At 61.8% G+C, this 13,317-nt stretch carries 14 protein-coding genes; 10 read left to right on the forward strand and 4 right to left on the reverse strand.

Annotated elements, in window-relative coordinates; translation table 11 throughout:
• The first annotated feature begins 39 nt into the window (after positions 1-39).
• The 6 genes from nthA (at position 40) to AC2FNZ_RS04565 (ending at position 4,207) form a co-directional block, all read left to right on the forward strand.
• Positions 40-654 (forward strand): nitrile hydratase subunit alpha, encoded by a 615-nt coding sequence (nthA, locus tag AC2FNZ_RS04540; RefSeq protein WP_496839677.1) that lies wholly within the window; start codon positions 40-42, stop codon positions 652-654.
• Positions 651-1,328 carry a nitrile hydratase subunit beta gene (gene nthB / locus AC2FNZ_RS04545; RefSeq protein WP_496832716.1) on the forward strand — a complete coding sequence of 226 codons (678 nt, stop codon included), beginning with the start codon at positions 651-653 and terminating at the stop codon, positions 1,326-1,328. Before nthA ends, nthB begins: the two co-directional genes overlap by 4 nt.
• Positions 1,325-1,651 (forward strand): nitrile hydratase accessory protein, encoded by a 327-nt coding sequence (locus tag AC2FNZ_RS04550; RefSeq protein ID WP_496832717.1) that lies wholly within the window; start codon positions 1,325-1,327, stop codon positions 1,649-1,651. The genes nthB and AC2FNZ_RS04550 overlap by 4 nt, the downstream gene beginning before the upstream one ends.
• A gap of 218 nt (positions 1,652-1,869) precedes the next feature.
• Complete coding sequence (locus tag AC2FNZ_RS04555; protein WP_093962534.1) at positions 1,870-3,165, forward strand: adenylosuccinate synthase; 1,296 nt, start codon at positions 1,870-1,872, stop codon at positions 3,163-3,165.
• Entirely contained in the window at positions 3,165-3,407 is a 243-nt protein-coding gene (locus tag AC2FNZ_RS04560; RefSeq protein WP_093962533.1) for a DUF2842 domain-containing protein, read from the forward strand. Before AC2FNZ_RS04555 ends, AC2FNZ_RS04560 begins: the two co-directional genes overlap by 1 nt.
• A gap of 86 nt (positions 3,408-3,493) precedes the next feature.
• Complete coding sequence (locus tag AC2FNZ_RS04565) at positions 3,494-4,207, forward strand: porin family protein (protein ID WP_170587406.1); 714 nt, start codon at positions 3,494-3,496, stop codon at positions 4,205-4,207.
• A gap of 69 nt (positions 4,208-4,276) precedes the next feature.
• Here the strand turns inward: AC2FNZ_RS04565 and AC2FNZ_RS04570 are convergent, their stop codons facing one another.
• Positions 4,277-6,031, reverse strand: a complete 1,755-nt coding sequence (locus AC2FNZ_RS04570; protein WP_093962531.1) for a hypothetical protein — start codon at positions 6,029-6,031, stop codon at positions 4,277-4,279.
• A 124-nt stretch (positions 6,032-6,155) separates the two neighbouring features.
• Here AC2FNZ_RS04570 and AC2FNZ_RS04575 point away from each other — a divergent pair, with 124 nt between their 5' ends.
• Positions 6,156-6,863: a thiamine diphosphokinase gene (locus tag AC2FNZ_RS04575; RefSeq protein ID WP_496832718.1), complete on the forward strand. Its 708-nt coding sequence runs from the start codon at positions 6,156-6,158 to the stop codon at positions 6,861-6,863.
• Here the strand turns inward: AC2FNZ_RS04575 and AC2FNZ_RS04580 are convergent.
• The 3 genes from AC2FNZ_RS04580 to AC2FNZ_RS04590 are packed head-to-tail and all read right to left on the reverse strand — an operon-like array spanning position 6,808 to position 9,583.
• A complete protein-coding gene (locus AC2FNZ_RS04580; RefSeq protein WP_496839678.1) occupies positions 6,808-7,722 on the reverse strand; it encodes a DMT family transporter in 915 nt (304 codons plus the stop codon). The two genes, AC2FNZ_RS04575 and AC2FNZ_RS04580, sit on opposite strands and share 56 nt — an antisense overlap.
• 45 nt (positions 7,723-7,767) lie before the next feature.
• The gene (locus tag AC2FNZ_RS04585) at positions 7,768-8,277 is read right to left on the reverse strand and encodes a GFA family protein (RefSeq protein WP_496839679.1); all 510 of its coding nucleotides are present in this window, start codon (positions 8,275-8,277) and stop codon (positions 7,768-7,770) included.
• Positions 8,210-9,583: an L-serine ammonia-lyase gene (locus tag AC2FNZ_RS04590; RefSeq protein WP_496839680.1), complete on the reverse strand. Its 1,374-nt coding sequence runs from the start codon at positions 9,581-9,583 to the stop codon at positions 8,210-8,212. Before AC2FNZ_RS04590 ends, AC2FNZ_RS04585 begins: the two co-directional genes overlap by 68 nt.
• 242 nt (positions 9,584-9,825) lie before the next feature.
• On the opposite strand from AC2FNZ_RS04590, the gene rpiA reads away from it, so the two are divergent.
• The 3 genes from rpiA (at position 9,826) to hflK (ending at position 13,316) form a co-directional block, all read left to right on the forward strand.
• Positions 9,826-10,611 carry a ribose-5-phosphate isomerase RpiA gene (gene rpiA / locus AC2FNZ_RS04595; RefSeq protein ID WP_496839681.1) on the forward strand — a complete coding sequence of 262 codons (786 nt, stop codon included), beginning with the start codon at positions 9,826-9,828 and terminating at the stop codon, positions 10,609-10,611.
• 119 nt (positions 10,612-10,730) lie between these two features.
• Complete coding sequence (gene gor / locus AC2FNZ_RS04600) at positions 10,731-12,089, forward strand: glutathione-disulfide reductase (RefSeq protein WP_496839682.1); 1,359 nt, start codon at positions 10,731-10,733, stop codon at positions 12,087-12,089.
• 72 nt (positions 12,090-12,161) lie between these two features.
• Complete coding sequence (hflK, locus tag AC2FNZ_RS04605) at positions 12,162-13,316, forward strand: FtsH protease activity modulator HflK (protein ID WP_093962524.1); 1,155 nt, start codon at positions 12,162-12,164, stop codon at positions 13,314-13,316.
• Position 13,317: the final 1 nt, after the last annotated feature.

The raw sequence follows: 13,317 nt of genomic DNA on the forward strand, positions 1-13,317 counted from the left end.
GGGCTGGACACACGGCGGTGCCTGGCTCAGGCTGCGACCATGCCACATGACGATCACGACCACCCGCACGCGTTGCTGCCCCCGGACCCCGCTTTGCGCGTCAAAGCGCTTGAGACGATCCTGACCCGCAAGGGATTGATCGACCCGGCCGCTCTGGACGAGATCATCGACACCTATCAGAACCGGATCGGTCCGCAGAACGGTGCGAAGGTTGTCGCCAAAGCCTGGTCTGACCCGGAGTTCAAACGCGCCCTGCTGGACGATGCCACGCCTGTGCTCTCTGAGATGGGGTTTTATGGCCGGCAGGGCGAACATATGGTCGTGGTCGAGAATACTCCCCAGACGCACAACATGGTCGTTTGCACCTTGTGCAGCTGTTACCCATGGCCGCTGTTGGGCATCCCCCCGGGCTGGTACAAATCTGACGCTTACCGCGCCCGTGCCGTGCGCGAGCCGCGCCGCGTCCTGGCTGAGTTCGGAGTTGAACTGCCCGAAGGTACAGCGGTTCGTGTCTGGGATTCGACCGCCGAAATACGGTATCTGGTTTTGCCCATGCGCCCGGAAGGCACTGACGATCTGAGCGAAGGGGACCTCGCCGCGCTGGTCACGCGCGACAGTATGATCGGTACGGGTTTGCCGAAGGTGCCAGCATGACCCGTGTCCACGACATGGGCGGGCGGTTCGGCGACGGGCCGGTGCGCCCCGAGCCTGAAGACGCGCCGGTTTTTGCCGAAGACTGGCACGCGCGGGCCCTTGCCGTGACACTGGCTGCGGGCGCGTTGGGCCAATGGAACATCGACACGTCGCGCCATGCGCGGGAAAGGCTGTCCCCCAAGGACTATGCCCGGTTCAGCTATTACGAGAAATGGATTTCGGCCCTGGCCGACCTTTTGGTCGAGACCGGAGTTCTGCGGATCGAGGATCTGCGCGGGCAGGGCGTTGACGAGCCACATCCGCTTGCTCCGCGAAAACTGCCGGCAGATGCGGTGGCCAGAGTTCTGGCCAAAGGCGGACCGGCCGATCGCCCGTCGAATACCCCTGTCGCTTTTGAGGTCGGCCAGACCGTTCGCACGCTGCGCCCTTCTGCCAATCGTCTTGTTGACGGGGGACACACGCGGCTGCCCGCTTACGGAGCGGGCGCGACCGGACGAATTTTGCGGTTTCACGGCACACATGTCTTGCCGGACGCCAGCGCGCATGGCCTGGGTGAAGCGCCCGAGCCGCTTTATGCCGTTGCTTTTCCCGCGTCAGAACTGTGGGCCGATCCCGAACACCCGGATGACGAGGTGATTCTGGATCTCTGGCAAAGCTATCTGGAAACCGCATGAGCATCTGTCCCGATCACAATGCCCCAAGTCCGGTTTTTGAGAACCCCTGGCACGCTCAGGTGTTTGCGGTGACGGTGGCGTTGAACGAAGCCGGTCGGATTTCCTGGACCGATTGGGCCGCCCGGTTCTCCGAGACGTTGCGGCGCCACGGGCTGAACCGCGACCTGGACGGGGGCGATGACTATTTCATGGCCTGGCTCGAAACGCTCGAGTCGGTTTTGGCAGAGCAGGAAACGGCATTGCCCGAAGAAGTCCACGAAATGCGCGCAGCTTGGGAGGAGGCGTATCTAAAGACGCCTCACGGAATGCCGGTACGCCTGTAGCGCAAGTTGGCTTTCAAGGTGCTGCCCGTTCCGGGGGGTATCCCGGCATCTTTTAAGCCAAATGAACAGCGGTGCGGACTCCGTCCGGTGGCCATGATCCCCGACAACAGCATTGCGCGTCGGCGCGATTGGTGGCTGCGGCGAATTACCGGTTTCCCTGTTGCCTGCGCCCCGCTATATGAGCCGGGTTTGGTAACTCAGCGCAAAAAGGACCGGATATGGCCAATGTGGTTGTTGTCGGCGCCCAATGGGGTGACGAAGGAAAAGGCAAGATCGTCGACTGGCTCAGCGAGCGGGCAGACGTGATCGCGCGTTTTCAGGGCGGGCACAACGCCGGGCATACGCTGGTCATCGATGGCGAGGTCTACAAACTGCATGCACTGCCGTCTGGTGTGGTGCGTGGTGGCAAGCTGAGCGTGATCGGCAACGGCGTTGTCCTGGATCCCTGGCATCTGCTGAGAGAGATCGAAACGATCCGTGCGCAAGGCGTCGAGATTACGCCTGAAACGCTGATGATCGCCGAAAACACACCCTTGATCCTACCGATCCACGGCGAGCTGGACCGCGCGCGCGAGGAAGCAGCGAGCAAGGGCACCAAGATTGGCACGACCGGGCGCGGGATCGGCCCGGCCTATGAAGACAAGGTCGGTCGCCGCTCGGTGCGTGTGGCCGATCTGGCGGATGAGGCGACTCTGGAGGCTCGGGTCGATAGGGCGTTGCAGCACCACGACCCGCTGCGCAAGGGTTTGGGTATCGATGCCGTGGATCGTGACGCATTGATCGCCCAATTGAAGGAAATCGCTCCGCAGATCCTGCCTTTTGCGGCTCCCGTCTGGAAGGTGCTGAACGAAAAGCGCAAAGCGGGCAAGCGCATCCTGTTCGAAGGCGCTCAGGGTGCCTTGCTGGATATCGATTTCGGCACGTATCCGTTTGTGACCTCTTCGAATGTGATTGCAGGGCAGGCGGCGACGGGCGTGGGGATCGGTCCGGGGTCGATCGACTTCGTTCTGGGTATCGTGAAGGCCTACACCACCCGTGTTGGCGAAGGCCCGTTCCCGACCGAACTGCACGACGCCGACGGACAGCGACTGGGAGAGCGCGGACATGAATTCGGCACCACGACAGGCCGCAAGCGGCGCTGCGGCTGGTTCGACGCCTGCCTCGTGCGGCAAACCTGCGCCACAAGCGGCGTCAACGGAATTTCCCTGACCAAGCTCGATGTTCTGGACGGGTTCGAGACGCTGAAAATCTGTGTCGCTTACGAACTGGACGGTAAGCGTTTGGACTATTTGCCCACGGCTGCAGATCAGCAGGCGCGGTGCACGCCGATCTATGAAGAAATGCCGGGCTGGAGCGAGTCCACCGAGGGCGCGCGCAGCTGGGCAGATTTGCCGGCAAACGCCATCAAATATGTCCGCCGGGTGGAAGAACTGATCGAATGCCCGGTGGCGCTGCTGTCTACCAGCCCGGAGCGGGACGACACCATCCTGGTGACCGATCCGTTTGCCGACTGATGGCAGGCGCGGACAAACCTGGCCTCAGCTACAAGGCCCGCAGACGGTGGTCGCTGGTTCTGTTGCTGGTGGGGCTGCCGCTGTACATTGTGGCAGTGGTCACCATCGTGAACTGGCTGGACCGACCATCGATCCTGGTCGAACTGCTGGTCTATGTGGTTTTGGGTGTTCTGTGGGCGCTGCCATTCAAATTTGTGTTTCGTGGCGTTGGCAAAGAAGACCCGGATCAAGATCAGCAATAGGCCAGACCGTTGTAAGAAACCTGCCAACTTGACAGGCTTGTCCGAAAAACAGTTTCGGTAAGCACAAGTCGGCAGGTGGATCCTTGATGAAAAATGCTGTTTTGGTCACATTGACCAGTCTCGCAACCCTGAGTTCGGGCGCCGTCTGGGCTGATGATTGGGAGTTCGTCATTGCCCCTTATCTCTGGGGGCCGGATTTCAGAACCTCTCTGGATATTGGGCCGAACCCTCCGGTTGATGGCAGCAAATCCATCTTCGACATTCTAAACAGTGCATTTCTGATCGCGGGCGAGGCCCGGAATGGGCGTTGGACGATCGGAGCCGAGTTCAACTATCTGAATCTGGGCGACACCGTTTCCATCGGACCATTCAGCAACGCCGCGAGCTGGGAGCTGGACGGGATCATGACCTCGCTTGCGGGCAGCTACGCGGTGGCAGAGGACAGCCAGTCCCGGATTGAGGTGCTGGGCGGGCTGCGCCATTGGGATCTTGATCTGTCGACAACCGTGGCCGGTTTCACGGCAAGCACTGACCAAAGCTGGACAGATCCAATCGTCGGGGCGCGATACTCTCGTGCGCTGAATGAGCGGTGGAAACTTGCGGCCATGGGCAACATCGGTGGTTTTGGCTATGGGTCGAAATTCCAGTGGGAAGCCATCGTTCAAGCCAATTGGAGCTGGACCGAGACCATCGATGTTGCAGCCGGCTACCGTCATCTGAGCGTTGATTTTGAGGACGGCCGCAACGTTGTCGACCTTATACTGACCGGCCCGTACGTGGCGTTGGCGTTCAAGTTCTGAGCTTTCACGCAAAATGCAAAAAAGGCCGGAGAGGATCTCCGGCCTGTCTTGGGCAGTTGGGGGGTCTTGTCAGCCCGCGGCGCGCTTGTCGTCGGGGCGGAAGCCGATCTGGTTCGAGGCGGCAAAGCGCCCTCCGCCGGCTTTTTCGATCTTTCCATCGCGCAGAAGCTGGCCGAACGAACGCAAGCTTTCTTCGCGGTTGAATTCATCCTGCTTGAGTGAACGCACCTTGTTCATCAGCTGCGGACGCGAGAACTGCTCCTGGCCTTCGATGAAAGACAGGTAGGCCGCGGCCGCCTCCAGCAGGTCGGGCAGGGATTGTGCGCCCTGCTCCTGAGCGAAATGGGCAAAGCCGCCTTCTTCGGATGCGTCGTCGTCTTGTGCTGCGGTCACGCGGCGCGGGGTGACCGGACCGGCGTCCGCGTCCTGCGTATCGATGCGCTGCTCGGCCACCAGCTTGAGCGGCGCGGCCGTATCCGACTCGGGGCGCATGCTGGTGACATGGATTTCCGGACGACGGGGGCTGACGACCGAGGCCAGGTCTCCACGATATTTCTGGTTTTCGTCCTCATCCGCATCGCGGGCCTTGCCGCCTTCAGCTTCGGTCGCTGCCACAGCTGTGCGCAGGTGGGAATAAGTCTCCCGCTTGTCCGAAGTGGCCGGGTCGTCCATCTGGGCGTCGGCCTTCTCCATCAGGCGCAACACGTCCGAGTCCACGTCCTGAGGCTTGTTTGCGTCGCGCTTCGAGCGCGCATCCATCTCCGCCTCGATTTCCGAGATCTCACCCAGGATGCTCTCTTCGTCTTCGGCAGTCAGGACGCCGTCTTCCGCGAGTTCAGAGACTTCCTCATCGGCATCTTCGAGCTGGTCACCCAGAATGTTGAGGATGTCGTCAGCCTCGGGTTCCGAGTCGGTGTCCTCTTCAAGATCCGCGAAGAGAATCTCGGACGAGGCTTCTTCATCACTGGCGGCCTGGTCGTCGTAGGCTGTTTCTTCCGCCGCGGCTTCCTCAACCTCTTCCAGATCAGCTTCAACTTCCTGAGCATCCTCGGCGGCTTCATCAGCCTCCGCTTCAACTTCAGGCTCCGCTTCGACTTCCGGTGCTGCCGGGAATTCTTCTTCCGCTTCGAATTCGACTGCGGCCTGAGTTTCTTCCTCCGCAAGGTCGGCAAACGGGTCCGTGGGCTGTTGTGTGGCCTCTACCGGAGCATCTTCCTGCGTCACCTCTTCGGTTGCATCCAAATCGTCGGGGCTGAGCGCTCCGGCTTCGAATGCGGCCGAGATGGCGTCGATCTGGGGCTCGGGCGAGGCTAGAAAACCGCTGTCTTCGTCTTCGCTGTAGGCGGGGGGCGTCTGGTCACTATGCGAGACGACCGCGCGGATGCGCTGCAGCTTGGCGGCGATGCTGTCGGCGCCCTGGGGGGCTGCAGATTCGACCGGCTCGGCATCGGCAAAGAATGCGGCAGCACCAGCCGCCGGTGCCGTGTCGACCACGCTCAGGTCAGGGCTGGCGGGCGCCGGAGTGCTGGCCACGGGTGCGGGTTGTTGCGGGGCCGCATCATGGGCTTCGTCCGTGGCGCGCAGCAACAGTCCGGTGTCGTTCTGCTTGGCTTCCACACGGCGCGAAGCGTCACGCTGAGCGATACGGGTCAACATTTCTGCGTCTGGTTGCGGAGGCTCGGACCCGAAATACCTGTCATCTGCGGCAAGATCGCGGAAGTATTCGGCAATCGCCTTCATCGTCTCAAAGGAATCGTCAAAGCCTTCCAAAGTGCATGAGAAGGTTCCGTAGGAAACGGTCAATACCTTGTTGTTCTGTACCATCAGACGCACGTCCTCTACAAACTACACAGAGCCAACCCGCGCGACGCTGGGCGCGTTCGTCAGCTCGAACCTGTTCTAAAGAACCTATCATTTTGTGGTCTCAATGTGTCCAAAAGCGGGAAAAATGGTCAATCTTGGAAAAAACGGCGAAATTGTTCATTCCAAAAGACCAATTGCCCTGTTCGGAGGAGGGGAAATCGGCCCCCATGACCTGAATCTGGCGCTGAATCGCGTCAACGGCGCTGTTGCTGCGGACGGTGGAGCCGCCACATTGATCGATTCGGGGCGCGTTCCGGATGCGGTGATCGGCGACTTCGATTCGTTGGCGCACGCCTATCTTGCACGGATACCAGAGGACCGTTTGTTTCCGATCCGGGAACAGGACAGCACCGATTTCGACAAGGCCCTGCGCAATATCCGCGCGCCGATGGTCTTGGGTGTCGGGTTCCTCGGAGGTCGGCTGGACCACCAATTGGCGGTGCTCAATACGCTGGTTTGCCACCAAGACAGGCCTTGCGTCCTGCTGGGCGCACGCGAAGTGGTCTTTCACGCCCCGCCTAGGATATCACTGTCGCTCACGCCGGGCGACACAGTGTCATTGTTTCCATATCAGCGGGTAACCGGGCGCAGTTCGGGGTTGGAATGGCCGATCGACGGTCTGGTACTTGAGCCGGACGGACGGGTCGGAACATCGAACCGTGCGCTGGCTCAGGTTACCCTCGAGGTCCACGGACCCGGGTTGCTGGTCATGGTGCCGCGTGACGCTCTTGATGCTGTCATGCGGGCGTTTGCGTCGGAGCAGACCGGGCGCTGGCCCGCTCGCGCAGGATGACATAAAGCCCGGCCGCGATCACGATGGCGATCCCCAAGGTCGCCGGGCCGTTTGGCAGGTCGTGAAAGATGAGCCAGCCGATCAACGTCGCCACCGGAATCTCCAGATATTGCATCGGCGCCAGCGTTGCCGAAGGCGCGAACCGCAGCGCCCATGTCATCAGCAGATGCGCCACGGTGCCCAGAACACCGATCGCCAACAGCAACCAATGGGCGTCGTCTTGCGGCAGGGTCAGTGCCAGATCCGGAAGACCTGTCAGAGCCCCGATCGCAAGCACTGGAGCCAGGACCGCGGTGGCCAGCAGCCCGGACACGGCCTGCAGGGCAATTGGATCGGTTTCTTTGGCAATCTGCCGGGTCACCAGCATGAACAGGGCAAAGACGACAGCCACGATAAGCGGCAAAAGGGCCGGAGCACCAACCTCGGCAAAGCTGGGCTGGATGACCAGCAACGTGCCTGCAAAGCCGACGATGCAGGCGATCAGCCGACGATGCCCGACTTCTTCACCCAGCACATACTTGCCCAGCAGCAGCATGATGAAGGGCATGACAAAGGCGATGGCGACGGCATCGGCCAGCGGCAAATACTGCAGCGCACTGAACATCGCGGCGATTCCGACAATGTGCAGCAGAGTGCGCAGCACGGTCAGCCGCAGGACGCGCCCGCGCATTCGCCAGGTCCGACCCGTCAGCGCCACCAGCGGGATCAGGATGGCCGCCTGAACCGCAAAACGCACCAGCACCAGAACGCCAAGCGGAGTGGTTTCTCCCAATAGCTTGGCCAAGGCATCGCCCAGCGGTGCAAGCACGCAGAAACCAAGCATCAAAACGATACCGAAGACGGGACGATCCTGTGTCATGGCCGCGACGCTAGACGTTTCCCGAAGAATGGGAAAGGCCCGTCGTCAGTCCTCGGGCAAAGGCTGAACCTTTGTGTAGTCCGGACCGAAGCAAGTGGGCAGCCCGTCACCCAGTTCGAGCCACGTCAGTTTCTCTTCATAGGCGACATGCAGCGTTGGCCGCAGGGCTTCGGGGTTCTCCAGTGTCGCTACATAAAGGTGCAAAACGTCGGACATCGTAGTGGATCGGAACGAGATCGGCGTTCCGCAATGCGGGCAAAAGCTGCGCTCGACACCGGGGGACGAGTTGAACCGCTTCGGTTCCTCTCCGGTCCAACGCCACTGACCGTCGCGCACCCCAAAATATGTGGTCATCGGCGCGGCACACTGGCGGCGGCAGCTGTCACAATGGCAGGAAACACAAGACAGGACCGGAGGGTCGACCTCGAACCCGATTCTGCCGCACAGGCAATGTCCGCGCATTGAGCTGCCCTCCCGGTTTGATCCCTCAGCAGTTTGGCACGTTGACGGCCAGACCGCCCAGCGAGGTTTCCTTATACTTCTCGTGCATGTCATGACCGGTCTGGCGCATGGTCTCGATCACCGCGTCCAGTGGCACGAAATGCTGCCCGTCCCCGCGCAGGGCCAGCGACGCCGCCGAAACCGCCTTGATCGCGCCCAGCCCGTTGCGCTCGATGCAAGGAACCTGCACCAGCCCGGCGACCGGGTCGCAGGTCATGCCCAAATGATGTTCCAGCGCGATCTCGGCGGCGTTTTCCACTTGTTCCGGTGTGCCGCCCATCACTGCGCAAAGACCCGCCGCGGCCATTGCGGCGGCGCTGCCGACCTCGGCCTGACAGCCGGCTTCGGCGCCTGAGATCGAGGCGTTGTACTTCACCAACCCACCAATCGCGGCGGCGGTCAGCAGGAAATCCTCGATATGGCTTTCCGATGCGCCGGGAACGTGGTCGAGGTAATAGCGCAGCACCGCCGGCAGTACGCCCGCAGCGCCGTTGGTGGGGGCGGTGACGACCTGACCGCCGGCGGCGTTTTCCTCGTTCACCGCCATCGCATAGACGCTCATCCAGTCGTTGATCGTGTGCGGCGCGTTCAGGTTCATGCCGCGCTCGGCCATCAGTGCATCGTGGATCGCCTTGGCCCGGCGCCGCACCTTGAGGCCGCCGGGCAGGATGCCTTCGGTGGTCAGCCCGCGCTCGATACAGGCGTTCATCACCTCCCACAGGCGGGCGGTGCCTTTTGCGAAACTGTCCGCGCAGCCCCGCGCGATCTCGTTGGCGCGTTTCATCTCGGCGATGGTCTTGCCGCTGCTGCGCGCCATTTCCAGCATTTCGGCGGCGGTCTTGAACGGGAAGGGCACGGGCGGGCCGTCATTGGTGTCCTTGCCTTCGGCCAGCTCCTCTTCGGTCAGGACAAAGCCGCCGCCGACCGAGTAATAGACCTGCCGCAAGATCACGTCACCCTGCGCGTCGGTGGCCATCAGGATCATGCCGTTGGCATGGCCGGGCAGGGTGTTGTCGTAGTCGAAGACCAGATCGGCCTTTGGATCGAACTGAAGGGTCGACAGACCCTCGGGTGTGACAGTGCCGGTTTCGGCAATTGCAGCCAATGCCGCTTCGGCACGGTCGTGGTCATAGCTGTCGGGGACAAACCCAGCCAGCCCAAGGATCGTGGCGCGGTCCGTGGCGTGGCCGACGCCGGTGAAGGCCAAAGATCCATGCAGCGAAGCGCGCAAGCCGGCAAATTCGAACGGCGAAGCGCGCATGAGATCGAGGAACCGCGCGGCCGCCACCATCGGCCCCATCGTGTGGGACGAGGATGGGCCAACGCCCACTTTGAACATATCGAAGACGGATAGAAACATGTCTGGTCGCAGAGCCTTGTGGCGAGTTGGCGGCCGGGCCGATTTGAACCGCCCGAACCGCTGGGAAACTGTATGCGCTTTATTTACACAACCGAGCCGAGCACTGAAGATTTGATTGCGACGTTTCCGATGGGAAACGCGTATTCATGTATCGATTATTGCGCCGGTCCCGCGGATTTTGGGCCTCGCAGTCGGGCAGGGCTTTCCGTATAAGTTCCGCAAAGAACTGAGGGGAAGCCGCAATGACAGCAGAGTTGTCACCCATCGACCGGGCCAAGAGTGTCGCCGCCTATCGCGCGGCCGAGATGGTCGAAGAGGGGATGCGCGTGGGTCTGGGTACCGGATCGACCGCGGCATGGTTGGTGCGTCGTCTGGGAGAGCGGGTGCGGGACGAAGGTCTGCGGATCAAAGGCGTCCCGACGTCAACGGCTACGGCACAGTTGGCGCGCGAGGTCGGGATCGAGGTTGTTTCGCTGGATCAGGCGGGTTGGCTGGACGTGACGATCGATGGTGCCGACGAGTTCGACGGTGAATTGAACCTGATCAAGGGCGGCGGCGCGGCGTTGCTGCAGGAAAAGATCGTGGCCACGGCCAGCGACCAGATGATCGTGATCGCCGATGCGGGCAAAGAAGTCGAGGCGCTGGGGGCGTTCCCGCTGCCGGTCGAGGTCATTCCCTTTGGCTGGCAGACCACGCGTACGCTGATCGAGGAGTTGCTGGACACGATGGACGTGCTGGGCACTTCGGCGACCCTGCGGATGAACAGCGAGGCGCCGACCGTGACGGATGAGGGCAATCACATACTCGACCTGCACCTGCAACGCATCGGCAACCCGAGGCAACTGGCTCTGGTGCTGAACCAGATACCGGGTGTGGTCGAAAATGGGCTGTTCATCGACATCTGCGACAAGGTCGTGATCGGCCACGGCGACGGCCGGGTCGAGCTGCGCGATTTCAACAGCGGTACGATCGAGCTGGATCGGTTGGGCGACGAGCACGATAACCTCTTTTCGGACCTGGCCGACTGAGCCGACCGCGCACCCTGCTTCACAGCGGTGTGCGATTTCCGGGCCAAGGGGTTGGCACGATCATTCACGCCCCCAAATACTCAGGGCAATTTCAGGCAGGCTGACAAAAGGAACGCGGCATGAGCTTTGACTATGATCTTTTCGTCATTGGAGGCGGTTCAGGCGGTGTCCGCGCGGCGCGCGTGGCGGCGGGCGAAACCGGGGCCAAGGTCGCGCTGGCCGAAGAGGACCGCTATGGCGGAACCTGCGTGATCCGTGGCTGCGTTCCTAAAAAGCTGATGGTGTTTGCCAGCGAATACGCGGGAATGGTCGAGGACGCTCGTGCCTATGGTTGGGACATTCAGCCGGGCGCTTTCGACTGGCCGCAGTTCCGCGGCAAACTGCATGCCGAGTTGGACCGGCTGGAAGGGATCTATCGCAACATCCTCAAGAACAACGGCGTCGAAACCTTTGACCAGCGCGCGAAACTGATCGACCCGCATACGGTTGAACTGGCCGACGGCTCCCGCAAGACGTCCAAGCACATCCTGATCGCCACCGGCGGGCGCCCTGTGGTGCCGGAATTCCCCGGTTCAGATCTGGCGATCACCTCGAATGAGGTTTTCCACCTTGAGAAGCTGCCCGAGACCATGCTGATCGTCGGCGGCGGCTATATCGCCTGCGAATTCGCCGGGATCATGAACGGCATGGGCGTCAAGACCACGCAGTTTTATCGCGGCGCGCAAATCCTGCGGGGCTTCGACGACGAGGCGCGCGGGCTGATCTGTGAAGAGATGTGCCAAAACGGGGTCGACGTGCATCTGGGCACTAATGTGCTTGAGATGAAAAAGCAGGGCGACAAGATCTGGGTCAAGGCGACCAACGGGTCGGAACAGCTGTTCGACGTGGTGATGTATGCCACGGGCCGGGCGCCAAACGCGGATGATCTGGGCCTTGAGGCGCTGGGCGTCGAACGTGGCCGCAAGGGGCAGATCATCGTGGATGAATACAGCCAGACCGCGGTGCCCTCGATCTATGCCATCGGGGACGTGACCGACCGGGTGAACCTGACGCCGGTCGCCATCCGCGAGGGGATGGCCTTTGTCGAGACCGTGTTCAAGGGCAACCCCACCCCGGTGGATCATGAGCTGATCCCGACCGCGATCTTCACCCAGCCCGAGATGGGCACCGTGGGCCTGAGCGAGGAACAGGCCGCCGAGCAAGAGCCGATCGAGGTCTACGCGACTTCGTTCAAGCCGATGCAGAAGGCGTTCGCAGGGGGCACCCAGCGGGTTTTGATGAAACTGATCGTCAGCCAGGCCACCCGCAAGGTGCTGGGTTGTCACATTGTCGCCCCTGGCGCGGGTGAGATGATCCAGTTGGCGGGCATCGCGGTCAAAATGGGAGCGACAAAGGAAGATTTCGATCGCACGGTTGCGGTTCATCCGGTGATGGCCGAAGAACTGGTAACCATGCGGCAACCCGTGCGTACCGCTTGATTTGCAAGCGCGCGCACACAGGTTACAAGGGATCCCGTAAGCACACGGGCCAAAACAAGGGAAATGAAACACATGGCGGGCAACAGCGGAGGCCCCTGGGGGGGCGGAGGCTCATCCGGTGGCGGAGGAAACCGGGGAAACAATGGGGACGGGCGACGCCCGCCCGAAGGCGACGGGCCGCAGATCCCCGAGATCGACGAGTTGATGAAAAAAGGCCAGGAGCAGCTGCGCGTGCTGATGGGCGGGCGCGGCGGCGGGGGCCGAGGCGGCAACGGATCCGGCCAGGGCGGCGGTGGCGGCCCGGCAATTACCAAGGGCACCATCCTGCTGGGCGGGGTTGCCGCTCTGGTTCTGTGGGGCTTTGCCAGCGCCTATACGGTAAAGCCCGAAGAGCAGTCGGTTGAACTGCTATTCGGTCGCTTTACCGGAATCGGCACCGAAGGTCTGAACTTTGCCCCGTGGCCTGTTGTCACGGCCGAAGTCATCCCGGTGAAGGTCGAACAGACCGAAACCATCGGATCGGGCGGTCGCGGTTCGGACGCCGGGCTGATGCTGACGGGAGACGAAAATATCGTCGATATCGATTTCCAGGTGGTCTGGAATATCTCGAATCCTGCGGACTACCTGTTCAACCTGCGCGACCCAAAACAAACTATCCAGGCCGTGTCAGAGTCGGCCATGCGCGAGATCATCGCGCAGTCGGACCTTGCGCCGATCCTGAACCGCGACCGTGCTATCATCGCCGAACGGCTTGAGGAACTGATCCAGTCGACGCTCGACAGCTACAACTCGGGTATCAACATCGTCCGTGTGAACTTTGACGGCGCCGACCCACCGGAACCGGTCAAGGATGCCTTCCGCGAGGTTCAGTCGGCTGGACAGGAACGCGACCGGCTGGAGAAGCAGGCCGATGCCTATGCGAACCGGGTTTTGGCCGGCGCGCGTGGTGAAGCCGCGCAGGTGCTGGAAGAGGCCGAAGGCTATCGGGCACAGGTCGTGAACGAAGCCGAGGGCGAGGCCAGCCGCTTCAGCGCGGTTCTGGAAGAGTATTCCAAGGCGCCTGACGTGACCCGCAAGCGCCTGTACCTTGAACGGATGGAGCAGATTTTGCGCGACGTGGATAAGATCATTCTGGACGAAGGCACCGGCGGATCGGGTGACGGGCAGGGCGTTGTGCCCTATCTGCCGCTGAACGAACTGCGCCGCAATTCGGCAGGGGAGAACTGAT

The organism is Ruegeria sp. SAZA006, assembly GCF_059613465.1.